This window comes from Paenibacillus albiflavus, from assembly GCF_004344915.1.
Taxonomy (GTDB): Bacteria; Bacillota; Bacilli; order Paenibacillales; family NBRC-103111; genus Paenibacillus_AM; species Paenibacillus_AM albiflavus.
In genome coordinates, this window is sequence record NZ_SKFG01000001.1 from 212,195 (window position 1) to 235,869 (window position 23,675).

17 protein-coding genes are annotated in these 23,675 nt (G+C 40.8%); 2 read left to right on the plus strand and 15 right to left on the minus strand.

The window, feature by feature from the left end:
* Positions 1–89 precede the first annotated feature (89 nt).
* From E0485_RS01120 to E0485_RS01140, 6 genes are all read right to left on the minus strand, one after another.
* Positions 90–2,423, minus strand: coding sequence for a M28 family peptidase (locus E0485_RS01120; RefSeq protein ID WP_132415694.1), 2,334 nt, complete (start codon positions 2,421–2,423; stop codon positions 90–92).
* An 82-nt stretch (positions 2,424–2,505) separates the two neighbouring features.
* Positions 2,506–4,137 carry a ribosomal protection-like ABC-F family protein gene (gene abc-f / locus E0485_RS01125; protein WP_132415696.1) on the minus strand — a complete coding sequence of 544 codons (1,632 nt, stop codon included), beginning with the start codon at positions 4,135–4,137 and terminating at the stop codon, positions 2,506–2,508.
* A gap of 128 nt (positions 4,138–4,265) precedes the next feature.
* Positions 4,266–4,436 carry a hypothetical protein gene (locus tag E0485_RS24970; protein WP_165921038.1) on the minus strand — a complete coding sequence of 57 codons (171 nt, stop codon included), beginning with the start codon at positions 4,434–4,436 and terminating at the stop codon, positions 4,266–4,268.
* 96 nt (positions 4,437–4,532) lie between these two features.
* The gene (locus E0485_RS01130; protein ID WP_165921039.1) at positions 4,533–6,266 is read right to left on the minus strand and encodes a protoglobin domain-containing protein; all 1,734 of its coding nucleotides are present in this window, start codon (positions 6,264–6,266) and stop codon (positions 4,533–4,535) included.
* A gap of 169 nt (positions 6,267–6,435) precedes the next feature.
* Entirely contained in the window at positions 6,436–8,745 is a 2,310-nt protein-coding gene (locus tag E0485_RS01135; protein WP_132415700.1) for a thiamine pyrophosphate-dependent enzyme, read from the minus strand.
* 65 nt (positions 8,746–8,810) lie between these two features.
* Positions 8,811–9,821, minus strand: coding sequence for a 2-oxoacid:acceptor oxidoreductase family protein (locus tag E0485_RS01140; RefSeq protein ID WP_132415702.1), 1,011 nt, complete (start codon positions 9,819–9,821; stop codon positions 8,811–8,813).
* A gap of 299 nt (positions 9,822–10,120) precedes the next feature.
* Between E0485_RS01140 and xerS the strand changes: the two genes are divergently transcribed.
* Positions 10,121–11,209, plus strand: coding sequence for a tyrosine recombinase XerS (xerS, locus tag E0485_RS01145; protein ID WP_132415704.1), 1,089 nt, complete (start codon positions 10,121–10,123; stop codon positions 11,207–11,209).
* A gap of 2 nt (positions 11,210–11,211) precedes the next feature.
* Here the strand turns inward: xerS and E0485_RS01150 are convergent, their stop codons facing one another.
* The 4 genes from E0485_RS01150 to E0485_RS01165 all read right to left on the minus strand — a co-directional run bounded on the left by E0485_RS01150 (position 11,212) and on the right by E0485_RS01165 (position 17,502).
* Positions 11,212–12,108 (minus strand): TetR/AcrR family transcriptional regulator, encoded by an 897-nt coding sequence (locus E0485_RS01150; RefSeq protein ID WP_165921040.1) that lies wholly within the window; start codon positions 12,106–12,108, stop codon positions 11,212–11,214.
* A gap of 15 nt (positions 12,109–12,123) precedes the next feature.
* Positions 12,124–15,282, minus strand: a complete 3,159-nt coding sequence (locus tag E0485_RS01155; RefSeq protein ID WP_132415708.1) for an efflux RND transporter permease subunit — start codon at positions 15,280–15,282, stop codon at positions 12,124–12,126.
* Positions 15,283–15,507: 225 nt separating this feature from the next.
* Positions 15,508–15,984, minus strand: coding sequence for a low molecular weight protein-tyrosine-phosphatase (locus E0485_RS01160; protein WP_132415710.1), 477 nt, complete (start codon positions 15,982–15,984; stop codon positions 15,508–15,510).
* A 24-nt stretch (positions 15,985–16,008) separates the two neighbouring features.
* A complete protein-coding gene (locus E0485_RS01165) occupies positions 16,009–17,502 on the minus strand; it encodes an MDR family MFS transporter (RefSeq protein ID WP_132415712.1) in 1,494 nt (497 codons plus the stop codon).
* Between the two features lie 291 nt (positions 17,503–17,793).
* On the opposite strand from E0485_RS01165, the gene E0485_RS01170 reads away from it, so the two are divergent.
* Positions 17,794–19,179: a YheC/YheD family endospore coat-associated protein gene (locus E0485_RS01170; RefSeq protein ID WP_235857343.1), complete on the plus strand. Its 1,386-nt coding sequence runs from the start codon at positions 17,794–17,796 to the stop codon at positions 19,177–19,179.
* A gap of 35 nt (positions 19,180–19,214) precedes the next feature.
* Here E0485_RS01170 and E0485_RS01175 read toward each other — a convergent pair whose 3' ends face one another.
* The 5 genes from E0485_RS01175 to E0485_RS01195 all read right to left on the minus strand — a co-directional run bounded on the left by E0485_RS01175 (position 19,215) and on the right by E0485_RS01195 (position 23,543).
* Complete coding sequence (locus E0485_RS01175; RefSeq protein WP_132415714.1) at positions 19,215–20,324, minus strand: YheC/YheD family endospore coat-associated protein; 1,110 nt, start codon at positions 20,322–20,324, stop codon at positions 19,215–19,217.
* Between the two features lie 105 nt (positions 20,325–20,429).
* Entirely contained in the window at positions 20,430–21,632 is a 1,203-nt protein-coding gene (locus E0485_RS01180; protein WP_132415716.1) for a hypothetical protein, read from the minus strand.
* A gap of 14 nt (positions 21,633–21,646) precedes the next feature.
* Entirely contained in the window at positions 21,647–22,468 is an 822-nt protein-coding gene (locus tag E0485_RS01185; RefSeq protein WP_132415718.1) for a hypothetical protein, read from the minus strand.
* Positions 22,465–23,154 carry an ATP-binding cassette domain-containing protein gene (locus E0485_RS01190; protein ID WP_132415720.1) on the minus strand — a complete coding sequence of 230 codons (690 nt, stop codon included), beginning with the start codon at positions 23,152–23,154 and terminating at the stop codon, positions 22,465–22,467. Before E0485_RS01190 ends, E0485_RS01185 begins: the two co-directional genes overlap by 4 nt.
* A complete protein-coding gene (locus E0485_RS01195) occupies positions 23,151–23,543 on the minus strand; it encodes a GntR family transcriptional regulator (RefSeq protein WP_132415722.1) in 393 nt (130 codons plus the stop codon). Before E0485_RS01195 ends, E0485_RS01190 begins: the two co-directional genes overlap by 4 nt.
* Positions 23,544–23,675: the final 132 nt, after the last annotated feature.

Here is a 23,675-nt window from a genome sequence, read left to right on the forward strand (position 1 = left end):
GTAACAAAAATAGAGGAGATAAGCTCATAAAATGATGAACCAACCATCCTCTATTTACGTTATTATGCTCTATCCTTTTTACATAGCAGCTAATTGATCTCAATAGAAGTCGATGCAATGGTCGTTGAATCAAATTCTCGTGCAGGATTCAGATTGGCTGGCCTTGGTTTTACATCCAATCCTTGAACTGTCGTTAAATCATCTTTAATATCGCTGACAATTACGGCAGTCTTTCCTTTAGGAATATAATTCACCTCAAGATCAATTCCATCAGGCGATTTACCTGTAAAAGATAATACAAAACCTCTAGTCGATGGATCTGTATCGAATGGTTGACCATTAATCGTCACTTTCTGTACGATCACCTCTGGAATTGTTAGCAGTATACGACGTGCTTCCCGATTTGATTTGACTTGCAGGTGTATCGTCCTACTTCCACTATCATCATGCGAATCAAGAACGGTGACTGTTGGCTTCGCAATTGGAATCACTGGTGCTTGGCTTGATGCTACAAGTCGGTCTGATTGCCCTACTTTATAAATAAGAGGATAATACAGAATATCCTCGCTTTGTACGAAATAAGGTTTCGTCCAATCATTAAGCGGTGTTAAAGTAATCCATCGAGCATCTTGCTTATCAACATCCTGTACATAAACAAAATTCGAATCAATCGGGCGATCATTCATCTCCGTTACTAGGTAGCTGCCAGCTAACATAAGAATGGAAAGCGCGAATGTGATGGCAATCCAGAACCGCATACTTAGATCACGAAGAACATCTAGTAGAGGGAACAGCATAGCAAGCAACAGAACAACGATTCCCATCACATAGACATTCGTTGCCATAGGCATAAAGATAAAAAGCATCCGAACAATGATCGTCCACAGCAATATAGGTCCAGCAGCGATGATTAGCAACGTAACTGGATGCTTAACAACTGCTTCAGCATCACGTAAATGCAGCGCTATAATCATAACAAGCAATTGGATAACCAGCGGCCATAGGAATAAGTAGCTGCCGCCAGGCAATAAGATAGAAATCGCGATTAAGATTATCATCCACAGAAGCTGCCCCGTAAACCAGAAATTTAGCATCGATACTTTGGCTTTCATCAGCCCCCAGATCACGAAGCATATGCCAAACGTAAGGAAGATGAATGCGAGTGCGAACCAATTATGATAATACATAGCTCCATTGCTTACGTGTAGTTTATACCCCCACAATCGTTCTACCGCCATCCATAAGCCATATGTCGCTCCTATAGATACGATGATTCCACCAAGTATCCCCAAAAAGCCTAAAGCAAGTTGACCTCCCAGCAATATTTTTTTCCGAAATCCAATAAAAGCAGCATATAAACCGAGAATAACAGCACCTAACGTCATATAAACTACATAAGCCTTTGGATAATGAATGAGCGAGCCTAATACATTAAAATAGACTTGATCTGCCTCTTTCGTCTGTGTCAAATCTACCTGACCAAACTGTTTCGCCGCTGATAGTGCATTCACACCATGATGCTGTAAAGTCGATAGGCTGACATTTTCAATACTGTCTTGCATAGAATGATAATTTGTCCAGCCGTCTCCAAATGCAAAATTGATTCCTGATATTCCTGCGGCATTCGAAATCGTCATGTCAGTATCATTGGGCATCAACGCATAAACATCACCCATCATCGATGTAGAAACTGGGTATTTAACTGACTTGGCGAATTCGTCAATGATCCAACCATTCTCACGACTTGTCTGGAACATTAATGAGGGACCTTTCGTACCGCGTGCTTCAAAATTAACGACCATTCCTATATCGCTTCGGAAAGGACTATTTTCTGAATCCCAGTATGCTCTAGCTCCATCCAAATCAAGTTCTTCTCCATCCGTGATAAGGAAAATAATATCATTCTGCAGCGGAGGTCCTTCACGCAGCACCCGGAGCGTTTCGAGCAAGGTTGCAACACCAACGCCGTCGTCGCTAGCTCCTCTACTGTAAGGAACCGAATCATAATGCGCCGTTAGCATCAAAGCTTTGGTGCTATTCGTACCTGGCAGCCTGCCAATGATATTCGACACTGTAGTAGCTCGAATATAATTCGGCAGCAGGTTGCCTTGTTGTAAATCAGCAGTTGAGACTGTTTGAATAATAGGCTCGACACCCAATATTTTCATCTGCGATTGAATATAGGCCATCACCTGATCATTCTCATCCGATCCTGTTGGGTGGGGAGCTTGCGCAATGGCTTTCACGTGTTTCATTGCACGTTCAGCAGAGAATTCTGTAGCTGGAGCTGATTCAGACAATGGTCTTGGTGATGAATCCTGAATAAAACTAAGTGTAATATAAAGTGCAAAGATTACGACAACGATCAATGATGGTATTTGCTTTTTTAAATTACGTTTCGTATCCTTTAGTTCAGCTTCCATCTTCGTACCCACCTTCCATCAATTTCCATATAATAATACTATCATATGAAGGGTACGATCACACTACATTAGTTTTATCTGCTTACGATTTCTTTGTTTCCTTCTCTCTTAAATCATCAAAATTCCCGATATGCGATAATAATTTACGATCCTTGATCTGCCATATTTGCTGGGCAAGTTTATTGATGAAATATCGGTCATGAGAGATTGCGAGTACTGTTCCTGAGTAATCCTCAAGCATCTCTTCAAGCGCTTCTCTTGATTCAATATCCAGATGATTCGTTGGTTCGTCCAGCATCAGTAAATTCGGTTTGGCGTGCATGATTAAAGCTAGGCGCAGTCTAGTCCACTCACCGCCAGATAAATTACAGATCCCTTTGAACACATCAGCACCATAGAATAAGTATTGAGCTAATCTCCCTCGAGCAGTTCCTTCCTCCAAACCTGCTTCCTCCCGGAAATATTGCAGGACAGTTTGGTTAACCTGCGGCTTTGAATCCTGTGCTAGATAGCCAACCTGAACACGTGAACCAAGCATCACTTCACCCTCATCTGGCTTCTCCTGACCTAGAATGAGCTTAAATAATGTACTCTTACCCGTTCCGTTATCCCCTATGATGGCAACACGTTCACCATAACGAAGTAATTGCGAAGCATCTGTCAGAAGTAACCGATCTCCATACGACTTCTCTACCTCAAGAAGTGTCACTACATCTTCACCTGATCGATCACCCAGATTGAATTCGAATTCGGCAGTCTTTCTTTGCAGAATAGGTCGTTTTATCTTCTCCATACGATCAATCGCCTTCTGGATTGCAGCAGCTCTTCGGAAGAACTTATCATTACCACCAATCTTACCCCATTCTTGGTATCGCTTGATTGCTTCCTTCATCTGTTTGATCTGCTTCTGCTGATCTTGATAATCGGAGAATTGCTTCAGCAATCTCTCCTGCTTCTCCTGCTGATAACCTGAATAGTTGGTATGATAAATAGAAGCTTCACCATCTTCGACTTCAACAATCTTATTTACTACTTGATCTAAGAAATACCGGTCGTGAGATACAATCACGTAGCTGCCCTTATAATTACGCAAATAATTTTCGAGCCATTCTACAGCGGATACATCCAAATGGTTCGTTGGTTCATCAAGAAGAAGCAAGTTAGGATTCGCTAATAAAATCGAAGCAAGCCCGACTCTTGTTTTCTCCCCACCTGATAAAGATGCGAACAAACGTTGATAATGATCGGTAGGGACACTAAGTCCACTCGCAATTTGGTTTATCCGCGCCTCCATTTCATAACCGCCTGCTTGTTCGAATTGTTCTTGCAACTCAGCGTATTTCGCTAACACTTGATTTAGTTTGCTCTCATCTGCAAACACTTGTTCATCAGACATCGATGCCTCCATTACGACCATTCTGCGCTGTATGTCTCGAACCTCACCATATGCTTCCGATAAAACCTCGTAGACTGTCGTCTGCTCAGAGCGCTCAGCGGTTTGTTCTAGATAACCAATCTTCGTCATCTTACGAATGGCGATATCGCCTTGATCTTGCTTATCCATTCCGGCAATTAATTGGAGAATAGTTGTCTTACCTGTTCCATTGCGACCAATCAGGCCAATTTTATCTTCATCATTTACTTCAAGCGTCAAATCAGAAAGAACTAAGTTAGCTCCATAATATTTATGAACTTGCTGCATACTTACGATCATTGTTAACCCTCCATGGTTTATATATAGTTAGGTGTGAACGCCAAAAAGAGCCGTGGAATATTCCACGGCTCATAAGCTTTATCGATAGTTGAAGTTACGATTATCGGTCATATTGAAGCCTTTATGACTTAAATCGCTTGTTCATTTCCGTTAAAGGTTAAGGCAGGATTATTTGCACGAGTTGTAAATCGTATAGGGAATAATGGACAGACTTCTCCCGTAGTACGATTTGCATGGCAAACACAACTGATCGTATCCTCTAATTGACTCAAGCGATCGTTGACATTCTCGTAATTCATCCTACCTCACCTCCCTTAGTTCAGCACCACTGTATAATGGTTATAATTAACAATACAATATCACATCTAATTTACATTAGCAATGGGATCATTGTTTTATGCCTTAGCTAAAGCTAAATCTTTCTGCAATTGATCGATCCCTTTAACAACAATCGTAGAGGTTTTTTCAATTTGCAATAAAGTATCAAGTGCTTCTTTATGGCTTCCTTTTTGCATTTGTTGTGCAGCTGTCTTCGATAACTGATGAATTTGCGCATGCGGTTCATACAGAGCTTTGTAGGAATCAAGTGCTGCAATTGCAGCATTCGACTGATTTGAATCATACCATTGTCCAAGACGACAGCTATGAGCATCTACCACTTTGTCTGGGTCCATCTCTTGGAAGCCTAATACACTATTATAAACCCACCATTTCCACAGCAAATGATCCGTTCTGACTACACGAAGGAGCTGTGATTCACTCATATGGCCAATGAATTGCAAAGATTTATTTCGCAGATCATTCACCTTCACACTTACATCATAGATGCTGCGCCCTGTATCGTTTGCATTCGTTTTAATCTGCTCTGTTTCATTAAGTACTTCTACAATACGATTGGAGATATCATGTGTTGCTGCGGACTGCTCTTGAACTATTGCAGCAATATGCTGAGTAAAGCTGCTAATTTCACTTACCTTCGTCATAATCACATCAAGACTACTAATTGCTTCTTTCGCTTCCTCTACGCAGCTAATTAAGGAGCCTGACATTCCATCTGATTTATCGCCAACTGATCGAGCAGAAGCCTTCACTTTATCGATCATTCCTGTAATAGATTCCACTGAATGCTGTGTTTGGACAGATAATTTACGAACTTCATCTGCAACTACGGCGAATCCTTTGCCCTCTTCACCTGCACGAGCTGCCTCAATCGCTGCATTCAGTGCTAATAAATTCGTCTGTTCCGCAACTTCCCGAATGAATTTAACTACTTCGGTTACATTGTCAATTGCTTCAAATAGATGATCCAGTTTACTTCTTGTCTCTTTGAACTCCTCTACGACAGCTAAGAATCCCTTTAATGATTTATAGATAACTTGCTGCCCGAGATTTGTCTGATGAACAAGGTTCTCCGTATTCTCAGCAACTTGAACAGCATGCTCGGCAACCCGCTCTACGGATTGAGATAATTCTTCTGTTGCAAGATTGACGTTTATCGCTTCAGAAATTGTTTTATCTACTGCTACCAGCAGAGGTTTGACCTTATCGAGTTGAATTAATTCTTCAACAATCTGACTATTCGTATCGACAAAACGAAACTCATGCGCCTCTTGATAAGCTTCAAGAATTAATTGTGAATCTAGCGTCAATACGCGATTCAAGGAAAGAAGAATTGAACTTGCCTCGCTCCGATTCGTAAAAGTTTCTAGAATATAAGGCAATAAATACTCATAAATACGAACATATGAACCAATATACCACTCAGGTGATAATTGAATTCTGGCATGTACAATTCCGATCTTTATCCTCGATTGCACATATTTCTGATCAAATACAATTTGGGGAATTGAGTTTAGATACTCAACAAAAGTGTGAGACAACCGATCTATCGTGCTATGGCTTTGCATAATTTGCGCCAGATGAGGAACCTGTTTGAGTAAATCATAATGACGCTTCGTTATAGCCTCTGCATGCTTAGCGATAATATCTTGAAGCTTATTCACATTCGCCAAGTCATTCTTTGTTATTTGTAAGAAATAAAGTTTTTCTTTCAAACCATCTGACGCCGCAATATCTGTAGGTTGAATGGGATTTATAATGCTCGCAGGTGATTTTTTTAGAAGAAACACGAGTAAGACCCCCTCCTTAGTAATATACATTTTGTTCATTATAATCTATTGAAGACAAAAAAACGTCAGAATTCACCAAAATAATGACTAATAATTCGACAAATTTAGATTATTTATCAAAAAATGAAGCACATCTCTAATGAAAGAGATGTGCTTTCATATAAATAACCTATAGATAAGGACTTTCGTGCTTCGCTTTAAGCATGTTCCAGCGACGTTCAACCTCTTGCTCAAATGCGTGCAATTCCTCACTGTACTCAGGTTTGAGCATATGTCTAGTCTTACCCATCATCTTGAGCCAATCGGATAATGGAACTTTCTTATTTTTATCCTCTGGATTGTAGGTAAGTGTAGTAATTCCGTTCTCTACCTCATATAGCGGGAAGAAACAGGAGTTAACCGCTTCACCAACGATATTCGAACCATCTTGATCCTCAGATAACCAGTTCAGAGGACACGCGATCAGAATTTTACCATACACCATACCTTCGTGCTGTGCATACCATTGTGCTTTAGCAGCCTTCTTGACGAGGTCTTGAGGGAATGATTCGCTTCCGGTAAATACATATGGAATATGTGTAGCAGCCATAATTTGCGCTGTGTCTTTATGCTGGAATCTCTTTCCACCCTTGCTCTTACCAACGTTCGACGTCGATGTCCGATGTCCGATAGGCGTTGAGTAGGATTGCTGTGCACCTGTATTCATATAACCTTCGTTATCATACTCAAGAATGATCATTTTGTGGTTACGAAGCGCGGCACCAATCGATGGTCCCATTCCAATATCCATACCACCGTCACCTGTAATCATAACGAATGTGAAATCGTCCTTCAGGTTCAAATGATCAAGCTCGCCTCTACGCTTACGCTCCCAGAACATTTCAACGACACCTGATAATGTTGCAGCACCATTCTGGAACAGGTTATGAATGTACGTCGCTTTGTGAGCAGAGTATGGATAACCAGTTGTTACAACCATTGCGCAGCCTGTGTGGAATAGAGCGACGATATCGCCTTCGATCCCTTTGAAGAACAGCTCCAGACCTGAGAAAATACCGCAACCTGGACATGCACCATGACCTGGCGCAAGTCTCTTTGGCTTACCAGTAAGCGCACGTAGCGGAGGCATTTTGACATTAACCTTGCCTGTTCCCTCATCCTTCGTCGCTTTGATAAGGCCTGTGTTCAGTGACTCATATTTCATTGGGTTCAGCACACGCTTCGGAGCTTTAGTTGGGTCCCCAGGTGTGTGTCCATAGTAATCAAATGGAACTTCAACCTTCCCTGCTTTAACGGCATCGATTGCGAATTGGAACATGTTATGTCCATCTTCTGCATAGAAATCTTTACCGCCAAGACCGTAAATACGGCTGATTACCATCGTATCTTTGTTGCCATATGTGAATAATGCTGCCTTGATCTCAAGCACCATATTACCGCCATGCGCACCATAAGAATCAGCACGATCACCAACGGTTACAGCCTTAACATTCTTAAGTGCTTCAGCAATTTGCTTCGCTGGGAATGGACGGATGATGTTTGGTGCAATGGAACCAGCTTTAATGCCTTTGGCACGCAATTGATCGACTACGTCCTTGATGATTTCTGACGATGAGTTCATAAGGAACACTGCAACTTCTGCATCTTCCATACGGTATAGATCCAGAATTGGGTAGTCACGACCTGTTAATTCGAAATATTCTTTGCGAATACGATCGTACACTTCCTCTGCATTATACATCGCAACAGACTGCTGGTAACAGTTGTTGATATAGTCAGGTTCGTTCATGTATGGTCCAACTGTAATTGGATTGTCTCGATCAAGTGTATGCGGATACCCTACTGGAGGCTGCTCGCCAATGAAATCATGAACATCCTTGCGATGAGCAAAAGTCTCTACACGACGCTTCTGGTGAGATGTAAAATATCCGTCAGATGCAACGATTACCGGCAAACGAACATCTTTATCTTCAGCAAGCTTGATCGCCATAATGTTCATGTCATAAACCGCCTGAGGGTCACGACACATTAAGATCGGCCAGCCTGTATTTAATGCAAAATATAAGTCGGAGTGATCACCATGAATATCAAGCGGACCTGATACAGAGCGACATACAAGGTTCATGACCATCGGAAAACGTGTACCGGATTGAACTGGCATTTGTTCGATCATATACAAATAGCCATTCGCACTCGTCGCGTTGAACACACGACCACCAGCTGTCGAGGCACCATAGCAAATACCCGCTGAGCCATGCTCGCCGTCAGCAGGAATCAAGACGATATCATGTTGTCCATTCACTTTCATTAAATCTAGAAACTGTGCAACTTCCGTAGAAGGTGAAATTGGGAAGTAGCCCATAACATGATAATTTATTTGATGGGCAGCATATGCAGCCATTTCGTTACCTGACTCATACACCATGCGCTGCTCAACTTTACCGTCCACTAGTCCTTCTTTTTTAATATCAATTGCCAAAGTTACCCACATCCTTTACTTATCACTTGGAATTAAGGTTGAATCTATTCGATAAATACACGCAATTAATTCTGTGTAACGAGATCAAAACGATGCGGCGTGCGATGTTCTATTCCGTAGTTGCCATCCTCACGCTCGCCAGATAGAGCCTCGGTTGGACAAGCCTGGATACATTTTAAACAGCCTTTGCAGTATTGATAGTCAATTCCTTGCAGGAACATCTGTGGTTTGCCTTTCTTATCAGGCTGCTCTTCCCATACGAAGCAGAAGTCAGGACAAACCGTATCGCATTGTGCGCAGTGGATACATTTATCTTCATGAAAATGAGGCATCATACCCGCCCTGGAGATGCTCAAATCTTTTAACATACTATTACCAGGATTAATGATCATACCGCCCATAGGCTGAGTTTCATAACCAAGTACAGGTGTGTCCATTCTTACGAAGGCTGGCATTTGTTGTCCAGCAGGAAGTTCAAAAGTCTGGAACTTCACTTCGTTATAACCACGTTCAAATGTATTTAATGCAGGTTGTACGGAGCTAGGGTATTTCTTCTCAAGAGATTTGCGGATAACACCTTTCATCGCTTCTGGATCTAGGAAGCTGCACAAACGGAAGAGTCCGCCTAGCATTGCCATATTGGCACGATTCTTCTCTTCAAGTGCAATACCTGTAGCATCGACTACAGCAATTGTACCTGCGACCATTTTCATTAAATCTTTTAATTCCTCAGGAGACTTGTTAGAGTTAACGAGCACAATACTATCCTCGCTAATTCCGCTTGTAACATTGATAGTTTTGGACAATGCTTCATGAAATACACCGACAACATGTGGACGTTCAACTGGAGAAGTATCTCTAATATTCGTGTTGATATCACAGAAGCGAATATGAGCCTTAACTGGAGAACCTTTTTTCTCAGAACCATATGAAGAGAAACTAACACCATTTAGACCGACACCGACGACTCCTGCTTCTGCAAGCATTTTGCCTGCTAAGTTAGCACCGAGCCCGCCTATGGATTCGAGTCTGATTTCAAAAAAGCCTAGTTCATTCACTTTTGGTAAGGATACCATAAGACGACTCCTTTCATGATGGAATTGTAATTGTACAATATTTCCACATTGATACTATTGTTATATTCTAACCTTATTCACAAAGTCCTTTGCGATATATGCAAAAATACTAGGCAGCATAACAGAATTTTCGCCTGTACTATAACATGCAAATAAGTAGAAATAAAAAAAATTTACTTATTTAGTATATCATTTTTCCTATTTAATCTCATTAAATAATCTATTTGTAAAATCTTCTTGTGATATGATAGTAGTATATTAATAGCTTAGTGACATACATCCTTTGAGGGAGGTTCATCATGAATATCCAGAAGATACGCGACAGAGCTGAATTGGATCGCATTCTTGTGCTAATGCCTTGGTATGTCGATAAATTCATTCATCATAAACTACCTGACTTGTCCCCTTCTACTCTATTAGAATATGTTCGCGATTACGATACATTCTTGTCTTGGTTAATTGCAGAAGGTTTAAGTCAAGCTGAAGCAATCAGAGATGTTCCATTGGAAGATCTTGAGAAGCTTCATATGGAAAGCATCGACGGGTTCCGCAACTTTCTGATGACAAAAAGAGATGGACCTAATACCCGAGTTACCGTTACTCGCAAGATGTCATCTCTGCGATCGCTCTTTCATTATTTAAGCCAAATTGCGGAGGATGAGAACTTCTATCCCCTCCTGAAGCGTAACGTAATGGCAAAGGTTGAAATCAAGCGAATGAGCAAAGCCAAGGATCAAGCCTCCAAACTGGAGGGAAAGCTTCTTCAGGAGCATGAGATTCAAGAATTCGTAGATTATGTTCGAGTTGGCTATGCGTCTGATGTCGGCAATGTGAAGCAAGCTTTATATGCACATGAACTCAATAAGGTCCGCGATACTTGTATCGTCTCTCTGATTTTGCATTCTGGTCTTCGAGTTTCGGAAGTCGTGAATCTAACCATTGATGATATTGATCTGAAGAAACAAACCGTATATGTGTATCGCAAAGGGAATAACGATGGCACTTTCAAGACACGTGTCTTTTTCAGGCAGGATGCACTTTTGAATTTGCAGGAATACTTGAGCATCAGAGAAACACGCTATCTAGCTGGCAAAAAAGAAAAAGCCCTGTTCCTCACCATTCCAAATGGCAAGAAACAAGGTCAATTCATGTCCAAACGGGCCATACAGGAACTCGTTATTAAATATGCAAAACGGTTCGGCAAGCCTTATTTAAGCGTACATAAGCTTCGTCATTCTTTTGCGACGGACTATTATTTGCAGAATGACTTATATAAAACGCAAGAACAACTGGGTCATGCTTCTCCGGATACAACACAAATCTACGCACATTTAACCGATAAAACGATGTCTGATGCGATTGATAACCGTAAAGGTGACAATCATTAAAGTCATTTCATAACATCCATTACTTTGCTTTCAAATACATCCAGATGAGTGGCAAGAGCTGTGTTTGCTTTGCTCCTCATATAGGTGAGTAAGGTTTTGAGGATGATCATTCTTGGTTTATCCATGGTGATCTCCTCTTTCAATGCATCTAAACAATCAGCTATCTCGTTTCGTGCCTCTGTCTCCGAAACATTCTCTTCTATTATTACCCTAAAATCCGTTATCTCGTCCACAAGTGTGCGAGTATTCTGCTCAAATGTTTCTTTCCCCCTGGCCATAAAATGCTGCATACTCTGCATCGTAAATACCGGTTTTTGCTGAGCTGAGATCATGCCTGTGATGATGTCGTCTAGCCTTGCAACTAACGAGTGCGAGATTTGCTGTAAATCTAAATCCATCTGATATACCAACAGAAAGAATAAATACTCATTCATCATTGCATTGAGATAAACGCTTCCTTCAATGGCATATAGCCTGGCTTCTTCTCCATAGATATCCAGGATTTGTTTGTACACCCAGTACAATGAATAGGCACGTATACTAAAGAAGAACTCCCGCATTTCATCGTTAACCTGCATCGTATGTTCATTTAAGAGCATGAGAATGATATCTCGAGATTCCGTCAAATGATTGAATTGCGTATGCAATTGCTTGAATAGCCTCTCTTTGGGAGAGAGGCTATGGTCTTGTGCAACAGTTGTAAGCTGGCTTACTATACTGACATAGTAATGACGAAAGGTCGATAAAAGCAAATCTTCTTTGGACTTAAAATAAAAGTATAGCGAGCCTTTGGCAATACCTGCTGTGTCGGCAATTTCTTGTATGGAAGTAGCATGAAAGCCTTTATGTGCAAAACATTTGACAGCTGCCTCAATTATTTGCAGTCGCTTATCCACCACAATCGTCACTTCCTTCTAAATATCTGCATCCCTGTTCTTCTTACGGAACTTCATTAAGAACTCATACACGATCGGTACAATCACAAGGGTTAATAGTGTTGAGCTGGTTAAACCACCGATTACCGTAACACCTAATCCACGAGAAATAATACCTGCTCCTTCAAATCCAAGAGCTAGCGGTAGAAGTGCACCAATTGTCGCAAGTGCCGTCATCAAGATCGGACGCAGACGCGTACCCCCTGCTTCAAGCAATGCTTCTCTCGTCGATAAGCCTTCTTTCTCTTTGTGAATAACACGATCCAGTAAGACGATTGCATTCGTGACGACGATACCAATCAGCATCAGTGCACCCATTAATGCGGATACACTAAGTGTTTCTCCTGCAAAGTATAGAGCAACCAAAGCACCGATGATCGTAAACGGCAGCGAGAACAAGATCGCAAATGGAGCTAACGCGCCATGGAATGTAATGACAAGAACTAGATATACGATCGCAATCGCTGCTGCCATAGCTAGACCAAGCTGTGTAAACGTATCATTAATCTGTTCTGTTACACCGCCAAATTTAACATCTACAGTTGGTGGAAGTGTAAGTTCATTTATTTGCTTCTCTAAATCACTGGATGCTTTGCTTATATCGCTAATCGTAATATCCGCTTTGATATTTGCATTCATCCGATCATCTTTACGCGTAATTGTATTCGGGGATTTCCCTTCTCGAACCTGAACGACATCTTTAAGAGCTACCTCCATACCTAATGGAGATTGAATTGTAGTATTCTCAATATCCTGAATGGAGTTATATTCTTGCTTATCCACGTTAATATATACATCATATTCCTTGCCATCAACATGAACCTTCGTTAGTACTGGACGTTCACGAACTGGGCTTAGCTTCATTGCAATCTGGCCCGCTGTTAGCCCTAGCTTGCTCAATTTGGCCTGATCGGCCACTAACGTATATTGTCCATAGGTTTCTGACAAGCTTGTAGTGACATTCTCAAAATTTGTGTTTGTCTTCATTAATTCTTGAATCTGTTGAACGACAGGCTCAATTTCCTCTAATGAATCACCAAATACGGTTAATGTTAGACCGCTGCCTCCGATCCCTCCACCCATATCCATTAGCTTCCATTCGCCATGAGTCGAGCTTAAGTCATTCAATCCTTTGACTAATTCCTTCTTCTCATTGTCAAAACCCTTAAAGCTGTTCTCATATTGGACATAGAACAGAGCCGATTTCGATGAACCTGGCATCATCGGATTGCTGCCGCCAACCGAATACTGCATGTTCTGAATACCTGTGCGATCAAGCACAAACTTCTCAGCATCACTTGTTGTAGCTTTAACATCATCAAGCAGTTCACCAGGAGCAGGACTGTACGTAACCATCGCGTATTTATCTTCTTCCTGCGGTAAGAAGCTCACACCAATTACTTTAACGAGGAACATACTTCCAACTAGTAGAAGGACAGCAGCGCCAAAAGTAATCAGTTTATGATTCAGCGTCCAATTCAAAATCTTTTTATATCCACTTGCAAGTTTACCTGGCTTCTCTTCATGTGTATGTGGATTTTTAATCCCCTTACGGAACATCATATGAGCGAGCATCGGTACAATCGTAATCGCAACGACAAGAGAAGCAAGTAGTGCGAATACCATCGTAAGCGCAAATGGCATGAACAACTCGCCAACCATCCCACTTACAAGTCCGAGCGGCAAGAATACAGCAAGCGTCACAATAGTTGATGACATAATCGGTGTAAACATCTCTTTGGTTGCTTCAAGGATCAATTCTTTGCCTTTAAGCTTCTCATTCTTAAGAGACATCCGTCTATAAATATTCTCAATAACGACAATCGAGTCATCGACAACCCGACCAATCGCAACCGTCATCGCACCTAAGCTCATCATATTAAGGGTAATATCCATCTGTTTAAGGACTAGAACCCCGATCAATAAAGATAACGGAATAGATACGATCGAAATAATCGTTGTACGTATGTTTCGCAAGAATAACAAGATCACAACAACGGCGAATAAGGCACCAAAAATAGCCTTGCTAAACATCGTATTAACGGAATCCTCAATTGGCTTGCCTTGATCCATCATAACAGTCACATGCATGCCGGGATTTTCTTTCTCGATTGTCTTGATTTGATCCTTGACTTTATTAACGACATCAACTGTGTTGGCATCAGCGCCTTTAACAACCGAGATACTTACGGATTCTTTCCCATTCGTTCTCGAGATGGATTCCGCTTTACCAATCATTTGTAAATCAGCTATGTCCTTCAAATGTACTGTCGGGATCCCTGGGATAGCCACCATTCCGCTCGGCGCCCCTGCAGGCTGTCCAGTTGGCATTCCTTGCGGCATTTGACCACCAGCAGAACCTAATCCTTGTCCCTGTCCTTGACCTGCAGAAGACGGAATGACAGGGATTTCTATATTCTGTAAATCTTCTAAAGAAACAATATTACCGTCTACGACTACCGTTTTGGATGACTTCTCCAATTCAAATAGCCCCAAAGGTACTTTTAAAGCTGATCCTTGTACAATCCCTTTAACGGTATCTTCACTTAATCCAAGTTCCTTCATTTTATCTTTCTTAAAGGTTAGCTGCACTTCACGCAAGTATTGTCCAGCGATTGATACATTATCTACGCCTTCCAAGCCTTCCATATCAGGCTTAATACGCGTCTCAATGAGCTTCGTTAGTTCTTCCAGCGAGTGTTTGTCATCTGCAACACTCAGTGAAATAACTGGAAATGCATTCAAGCTGATTCGAGAAACAGTTGGTTTCTGCACACCTGTTGGAAAGGTAACACTGGTGACAGCTTCCCTTGCATCACTGGCGGCTTTATCCATATCCTGCTTGTAGTCGTATTCAACAATAATGGAAGATACGTTCTCCATAGATGTCGAGGTAACCGACTTAACACCTTTTAAATTTTTGACCCGTTGTTCAAGTGGCTTCGTAACTTTCTCCACCACTTCCTCAGGTGCTGCTGCAGGGTAGATCGTTGTCATCTGAAGAATTGGAATTTCCAGATTAGGCAAGGTCTCCTGCTTCATGTTCATCCCTGCGTAAAGACCCGATACAACCACAATAATGGTCATGATCCACAAGGCGAACTTGTTGTTCAATGAAAAACGAATAATTCCCTTCAAGCCCTTCACTCCTCTATTTATAAATACAACATGAACCATTGACCCATCAGTCAACTTAGTTTCAAGTATATCTGATACCATTTTCTTTTTCAAAAATTTGAGACTCGAACAATCGGTCAAATGAGGATTAGTCACAAATTTGTAACTTCTACGATTTTATCCATACCAAAAAATAAGACTACCCCTCAATTTTGATAAAATTAAGAGATAGTCTCTGGTCATGCTCTAAATCTGATGTTGGTTACGAATGTGAGCTAGAAGTCTGTCTGAGCTCTTGTTGATCATGTCGTATACTTCTTCAAAATTACCTGTAAAATAAGGATCGGGTACATCCTTTACCGTACTCTCAGGCAAGAAATCAAGCATTTTATAAATATTCGCCTTGTTCAATTCACCCTGCTGTACAAAGCTTTGCAAATTCGTGACATTAGAAGCATCCATTGCAATGATATAATCGAAGTCTGAGAAATCTCGACTGTTTACTTGCCTTGCAAACAATCCTTGATCATCGATTCCATGATGGCTTAGCATGCCTAATGTACCTTTATGCGGCTTATCGCCTATATGCCAATCCCCTGTACCCGCTGAATCTACTTGAATCTGACCTTCTAATCCAGCTTCTATCACTTTATGGCGAAATACAGCCTCTCCCATCGGAGAGCGACAAATATTACCCAAACAAACGAATAACACTTTAATCATGATCTAATTGCTCCTCCTTTCAGCTTACCTCACTTCTTCTCTCTTCACAGAATCAAGCTGATTCTCATGCCTAGGCATCCATAACACAGCAAGTAACCCTGCAATTGCCGCTCCACAAATGAAAATAAATACACTATGTAGACTTGAAGCTAGTATATTATGCATCTGACTCAGTTGGTCCGAAGGTAGCAGTACAGCTTCTTTGGGATCAAGCAGCTTATTGATCTCATTGAAGTCAAAAGTCCTGCCACTGTTAGAAGCTGACAATGAAGCAATTTCTTTGTTCATCCATGTACCAAATATCGCAATCCCGATCGTTTGACCCAGTGTTCGAGTGAAGGTTGCCAAACCTGTAGAAGCACCTCGGATTTCCCAACCGACTGAAGATTGTACGATTACCGTGAACACTGTCATTGATAAGCCAAAGCCAATTCCTCCAATGAACATTAAGCCGATAAAGTACCAGTAAGATGTATCCGTATCTGCAAGAAGCAAGATGAAGCAAGCTATTGTAATGAACCCGCAGCCCATTAAAGCAAAAATCTTTGTTCCATGCTTAACGAGTAGCTTGCCGCTTACTACAGACCCGATCAACCAACCGATTGACATTGGTGAAAGCGTTAATCCTGCAAAAGTTGCCCCCTTGCCCATAACCCCCTGCACCCACATCGGTAAATAGGTGCTTAACGCAATACTGACTGCACTAATAAAGAAGCCAGAAGCATTTGAAACCGTAATATCACGTATTTTGAACAGTTTCAGAGGAATCATCGGATCTTCTGCACGAAGCTCAATGATATAGAATGCGATTGAAAAAACGATAAAAATCCCAAATAGGCCAAGTATGAGTGGTGAGGTCCATGCATACTCTCCTCCACCTGAAATGACAGCGAACAGAAAAGCAGTCATAGCAATTGAGAATGTAATAGCCCCGGCATAATCGATTTTTTTATTGGTTTCATTGACACTTTCCTTCAAGAACATCCAAATCAAAGCAATCGAGACGATACCAAACGGTAAGTTAAAGTAGAAAATCCAACGCCAAGATAAGGAATCCACAAAAAAACCGCCAACAAGCGGACCAACTAAAGCCGCTATTCCCCAAATAGATGAGAATATCCCTTGCATTTGACCACGCTTCTCGTAAGGATATACATCCCCAATAATGGTGAATGTAACAGGCAGCAACGCACCAGCCCCTATACCTTGCAGAGCACGGAACCAAATGAGCGAAGTCATGGAACCAGCCAGACCACATAACATAGATCCGATAAGGAATAAGACCGATCCTGCGATGAATATTTTCTTTCTTCCATATAAATCAGCTAATTTACCAAATATCGGAGTGGTAATTGCTGATGTTAACAAATAGATCGCAAAAACCCAGGAAATGAGTTCAAGTCCACCTAATTCGCCAACAATTGTAGGCATTGCCGTACTTACAACCGTGACCTCAATAGCTGCTAAAAAAGTGGCGACTAGTAGCGCTAATGTAATATTTCTTCGATTGGTATACAACTCATCACCCCCATGTTGAATATCTTAACATACCAACCATTAATGTATTATGAACATTTCTATCTGTCAAATCATTCAAATTACCAAAACTTCTTGTCCTTAGTTGGAAAGTTTAGGCGAAAAAGGATAAACGCCGAATCGAGATCTACCCGTAATACATATATTGTGTTGAACAGTCAAAATGTACCCACATTATTAATGGCAACTTGGGCTATCTACACTTCACCAAGTCATTCCCAGCTTCATAGGATAAAGAAATTATGCGTTGGTCGGTGCTGGAGGGATCATGGAATGAAAAGGACAAAGGTATCAGTAACTGTTTTACCATCTGGCAACCATAATGAAATGACAATCGTGATTGATAGTCGTCTAATTAAGCAGCATAAAATTGCATTAGATGCACCTATTACATTTCGTTATGGTGCTGCTCATAGAGAAGTTAGAATCGTAAGTACTTCTCGAAGCAATCGAAGTTCCAAAAACTCGAGTATCAGACTTCATCCCCAGTTGGCAAATTCACTTAGTATTCAAGGGAATGAGAAACTCACCTTATCCTATAAACAAGAATCAAAGACCCTAACCATAGGACCATTAATTGGTGTGATTCTTCGCAAAATACATGACAAAAATCCAGACCAACTATTCGGTAATCAATCCTCCTTTTGTACCGAAATGTCTGAGGCATGCAAGCGCTATGGTGCAAGTGTATTCTTTTTTTCACAAGATGGTATACAGAATAATCACCATTCAGTTGGCGGCTGGATCCTAAATGGTCGGAATTGGGTACATCAAACATTCCCAACACCCAATATAATCTATAATCGGCTGACATCGCGAGTAATCGAGAGTAGCGCTAAAGTTCAGCAATTTATGAAGGATGTCAAACATCATCACGGCACCCATATTTTTAATGAAAAATATTTAAGCAAACATGAAGTATTTGACGCACTTAAACATAGTTCGAATGTGAAATCGTATCTTCCTGAGTCCTATTTATTACGTAACTCCAAAACCCTGCAAAATATGCTGAACAAATATGCTGTTGTATTCTTAAAGCCTGTCAAAGGCTCGTTAGGTCGAGGAATCGTCCGCATCAAGAGAGAGAGCGATGGCAGCTATCGTGCAGATAATACCGTCGTGAATCGCCTTCACAGAAAGACTCATTCAAATTATTCTAAACTTGCCAATAGCTTAAGAAGTAAAATCAAATCACATTCGTATCAAATCCAGCAAGGCATTGATATTATGACTGTAAACGGAAGACCTGTTGATTTCAGAGCGCTTGTACAGCGCGGATCTACAGGTAATTGGGGGGCTACTTCTATCGTTGCTAGAATTGCAGGTAGTCAGACCTTTGTATCCAATCTAGCTCGCGGAGGAACACTTACCACGATCAATGGTGCACTCGAAAGATCCAATCTAGCCTCTCACCATCACTCCGCAATTTCATCCAATCTTCGCAGCTGTGCTGTAACTATTGCGCAAGGAATCGAGGAGCAGATTCCATTTCATTTTGCCGAATTAGGTATAGATCTAGCAGTTGATGTGCATGGAAAAGTATGGTTAATTGAAGTGAATTCCAAACCATCCAAAGAAGACAATTCGCCTCTACAGATTGGTAAAATTAGACCTTCTGTAAGACAAATCATCAAATACTCCTTATTCCTCACCAAATAAACGATAATGAAGAACAGGCTGAGGGGAATATCCCCTCAGCCTGCTCCATTTGCACCTGATTTCCTCTGATTCGCTAAGTGAATAGCATATTGCAGCGGACGACGGCATGCTGTTCGATATAAATCCATCCGATCTATTCCTTTGAAAATATCCCTGCCAGGCTTAGGATTTACTTCGATTAGCCATACCCTGCCATCCGTGTCGATTCCAATATCAAGACCGAATTCCATCATGCTGCCAAAATGCCTTTCAATGGTTCGGACAACCTGATAGGCCAGTTCAAAGCATTCTTCACGGATCTCTTCCATCTTCTCTTGCCCGAATCGCTTGCTAATCATTTTCTCAAATTCTGCTGCTCTTCCACCTCCGTGGAGATTAGAAGTTGAGGAATTCTTAGGTCCAATCCGGATCCCATAGCCAGTTATCGTCCATACTCCTTTACTGTCTTTTTGGATCAGCAAACGCATATCGGATACATGGTTAGGGATTAGCTCTAGATCTAGACCCTTCTGAATCATGAAGATGCCATTGCGAATTTTTTCTTGATTCACCCAGCGATTTAATGCCTGTGTTAATAATTGTTCATTCGCATAATGAGCCGACATCTTAGCTAAACGTCGAGTTCGTGCGATCACTGAGAAACCTTTTGATTTATTTAATGTCGTTAACTTAATGATGCTTCTTCCGCCTGTTCCATTCCCTGGCTTAATATACAAAATGGGATGCTTAGACAACATTTGACGCAAGTGATCTCTACTATATTCAACTGTTTCAGGCATCCATTTCCGTAGTGACTCCGTCTCCATAAATAACCGAGTCGCATTCCATTTATTCGTATATTTATTATTGGCATACACGAAAAGTTTGGAATTCCGTACTTTCTTATATTGCGGATTCCCATTGCGACAGCGATCGATTACGATATCTGGCCAAGGGTACAGTTTACTACGAAATCCACTTCCTTCAGTTTTGGGAACGTATCCTCTTATTGTTTGCTTCGACTGTACAATATCACTAGCAGAGAATAAAAACACAGTGGCTCCCAAATCCTGTCCTTCACGAACTAATTGACGCAAATATCGAGATTCTTTAAAACTTGAACCTTGTCTCCAGGTTAATATGCCAATAATTGGCTTTGGCTGCATATAAGTAACACCCTCTGTCATCCGTGGTTTATACGATAGATATTTGTCTCTACTATTGTATTCCTCTGTAACAGAGCGGTTACGTATACCGCAAAATAATCCGCCCTACAATTTAAAGCTAATCTTGTACAAACTTAGACTAGTCTTAATCGCTTCATCCGATTTAGCCTGAATGCTACCTTGATAAACGATCTTTCCCGTATTTAAATCTATAGCATTGACCACAGGCATTTGTGTAAATCCAGTCGTATTGGAACTTCCTAATACGTATGCCCGATCATCCTTAACGGTTACAGAATAAATTCCACCAACTGTAAGACGCAGATCTTTCAAGCTTAATGTGAATTCACCCAACATTTTCTTCTCAGCTATTTGATAACGAACGATCTGCAAATCATGATTCCCAATAACCTTAGTAAGAGTAATAACATCACCAGTCAGTGCCGAGTATAGTTCTGAATCCATATTGCTGCTTAGCATTTCATTTAATTGATCATTCTCAATTTGTTCTAACTTATCATTATTCAAATCATAAGCAACCAGCTCTTTGTGCGATACAGTTTTAGTATCGTTATTGTCGTAGAAATATCTTTGAAAAATAACATTACGATTATGTTTCAAAGAATCCTGTTCATAACGTCCACCAATAAGAAGTCCCAAATTTGTATCTTCCATTTCATCTGGATTCATTATTTTATCTTGCAGCAAACTCTTCTGATCCAGACTAAAACGATACAAATGCAACTCATAAGAAGATTTGTAAGGCTCCCATGTAATCACATTAATCGCCTGTGCTTCGAGCCATACATAATCAATCCCACAATAACCATTACCCCCCCTAATTTTTTTAGGTACGATAACTTGGAATGAAGAGTTGTCTTTGCTTTCTTTATCGTAAAGGGATACCTTAAAAATCAATTTCTGATCACCTGGATTCTCTGTAGATCTTATGTCTAGACCCACATGTCCGATCATCTGTTCATTCTCGGTAAAATTATCTATTCCCCGTATCCCTCTCAAGAATGACGAATGATCCTGTGCAAGTTGATTAAGTGTTGGACTGTCATACGCCAATCGGTCTAATGAACGAAAGAAGGAACCTGACTCATAACTGCTTCCTCCCAAATCTATTGAAATGGGATCACTCTTATATCGACCATCAACAATAATATTGGCAGCTTCCTGTTTATCGCCGCTAAGCGTCTGAATATAATAATCTGGTTTCGGACCATCCGCACCTATATAATATACGCCTATACTAAGTACCATAACTGCAATGAAGGCAGTTGTTTTCCAATAACGCATCATACTTCTGCACCTCCCTATACACTTATTCTCTTACGAAGTAAATACGAACTTAACCATAGCGATATGGCAATGAGCAGTACACGAATAATAATTTCAATGATAAACACTTCAATATTGAACCAATACTTTGGGTAAAGAAGTATATTAATAATTTGCGGCAACCAAAGGATACCAAGCAGAACCACTGCATACCCAATACCTGCAATGATTCCTTTCCACCTAAAGCTTCGCTCTAGCATGATGATTGTAAATATAGCTACGATAAACATAGCGCCAGTTCCATAATGATATAAGAATTGAATAAAATATTTGGGTAGTAAGAGGCTTAATATGAAGTCAGACCTAATCAAGTCTACCAGTGCCATCTTTTCTAAGAATTTAATTGGCACTATCATGTTAAACAGCATATTTTGAAGTGCTAGGAGCACGATTTGCAATGCGACGAGTCCAAAAACGAAAACCATGATTGCTGTAACTTTAGCCATATAAATATTCATTCTTGAAGTAGGAAGCATCAATAACCGATAGGCAAAAGTGTTCTTTCCCCACCATTCTCTATACCAGATAAAGAACACATAGAGGACTAATACTGAAACACTTATTAAAATCGGTCCCCCGAACCATAACGAGTTTTTGAATACATTTATTTGAATGGGTGGGATCATTTCCACGGGAATGGCATTCTCTTTGACCATCTTATTGGCGCTAAACACGCTATATAGAGTAGTAAAGAATAGTCCTGCGAACTGCACAACAATAGTCAATGAACATAGAGCCAAATAAATTTTACCAAATCGACTAATCTCCCACTCGAGAAGCTTCATAAAACGGTTCATGACTGATACACCTCTCTCATGACATCAATAACGGATTTGCCTTCTTCCATGCGAATATCTTCCGTGTAGAATTCCTTCACAACTCTACCCTCATCCAACATAACGACCTTATCAATCAGATGTTCAATATCATGGATTTCATGCGTAGTCATAATGACTCCACGGTCTTCAATTAGATGGTTCGTAAACACACTAGCAATTTGCTCACGACTAAACATATCAATTCCGGAGAACGGCTCATCCATTAGGACATAATCGGTATCAAGCGCTAAACCGAATAATAAGTTGGCCTTAGCTGCATTTCCTTTAGACAAGTTGCCTATTCGATCCTCCAATTTAAGCTTGAAAATATCAAGCATTTCAGCGGCACGCTGCGGATTCCAACTTATGTAAAAATCCTGCATGAACTGCATTGCTTGTCCAATTTTCATGTTTGGAGGCATCGTGATCGTGTCAGGGATGAATGACACCTTCTCATACAAATGTTTATCGATAGACCTTCCATCAACAAGAATTTGCCCATTAAATAAGGGAATGAGACCCATGATTGCCTTCATGATCGTTGACTTCCCTACACCATTAATTCCGACGAGACATGTGATCTGACCTTTTTCAGCTGTGAAGGATACTTCGTCCAACACTCTAGTTCTGTTATATTTTTTCGTTATGGATTTAACTTCAATCATTCTCTTGCCTCCTGTCCCTTAGCCCGCTCCAATTCGTATTGCGTTTTGACAAGTCCGAGCAATTCATCAACAGGTACTGCAATTTTCATGACTGATCCAACAAATACATTAACCGCTTCTTGCAGAAGCTCATGTCGAATGGATTGAAGAACGGCTTCATCCGTCGTAATTCTGCTTGGCGAATTGCCTGCTGTCGTGATCAATTTCTGTTCCTCCATTTCTTTGTATGCTCGTTGGGCTGTATTCGGATTAATTTGGAGCTTACTGGCAAGCTCCCTCCGGGAAGGTATCTCCTGTCCACTTGCTAATCTTCCTGTTGCGATCTCTTCCTTAAAATATCGAACAACCTGCAAGTACACGGGGTCGCGATTATTAAAAGCTATATTCATCGGCCCATCTCCTATTGTGGTTTTCTTATAAAGGGTGCTGCTCCGCCCAATTACAAGTGTATGTACTAAGTGGTTCATACACTATATGTGTACTATATCCTTAATACACTTTGCTTGTCAATATCATAATAT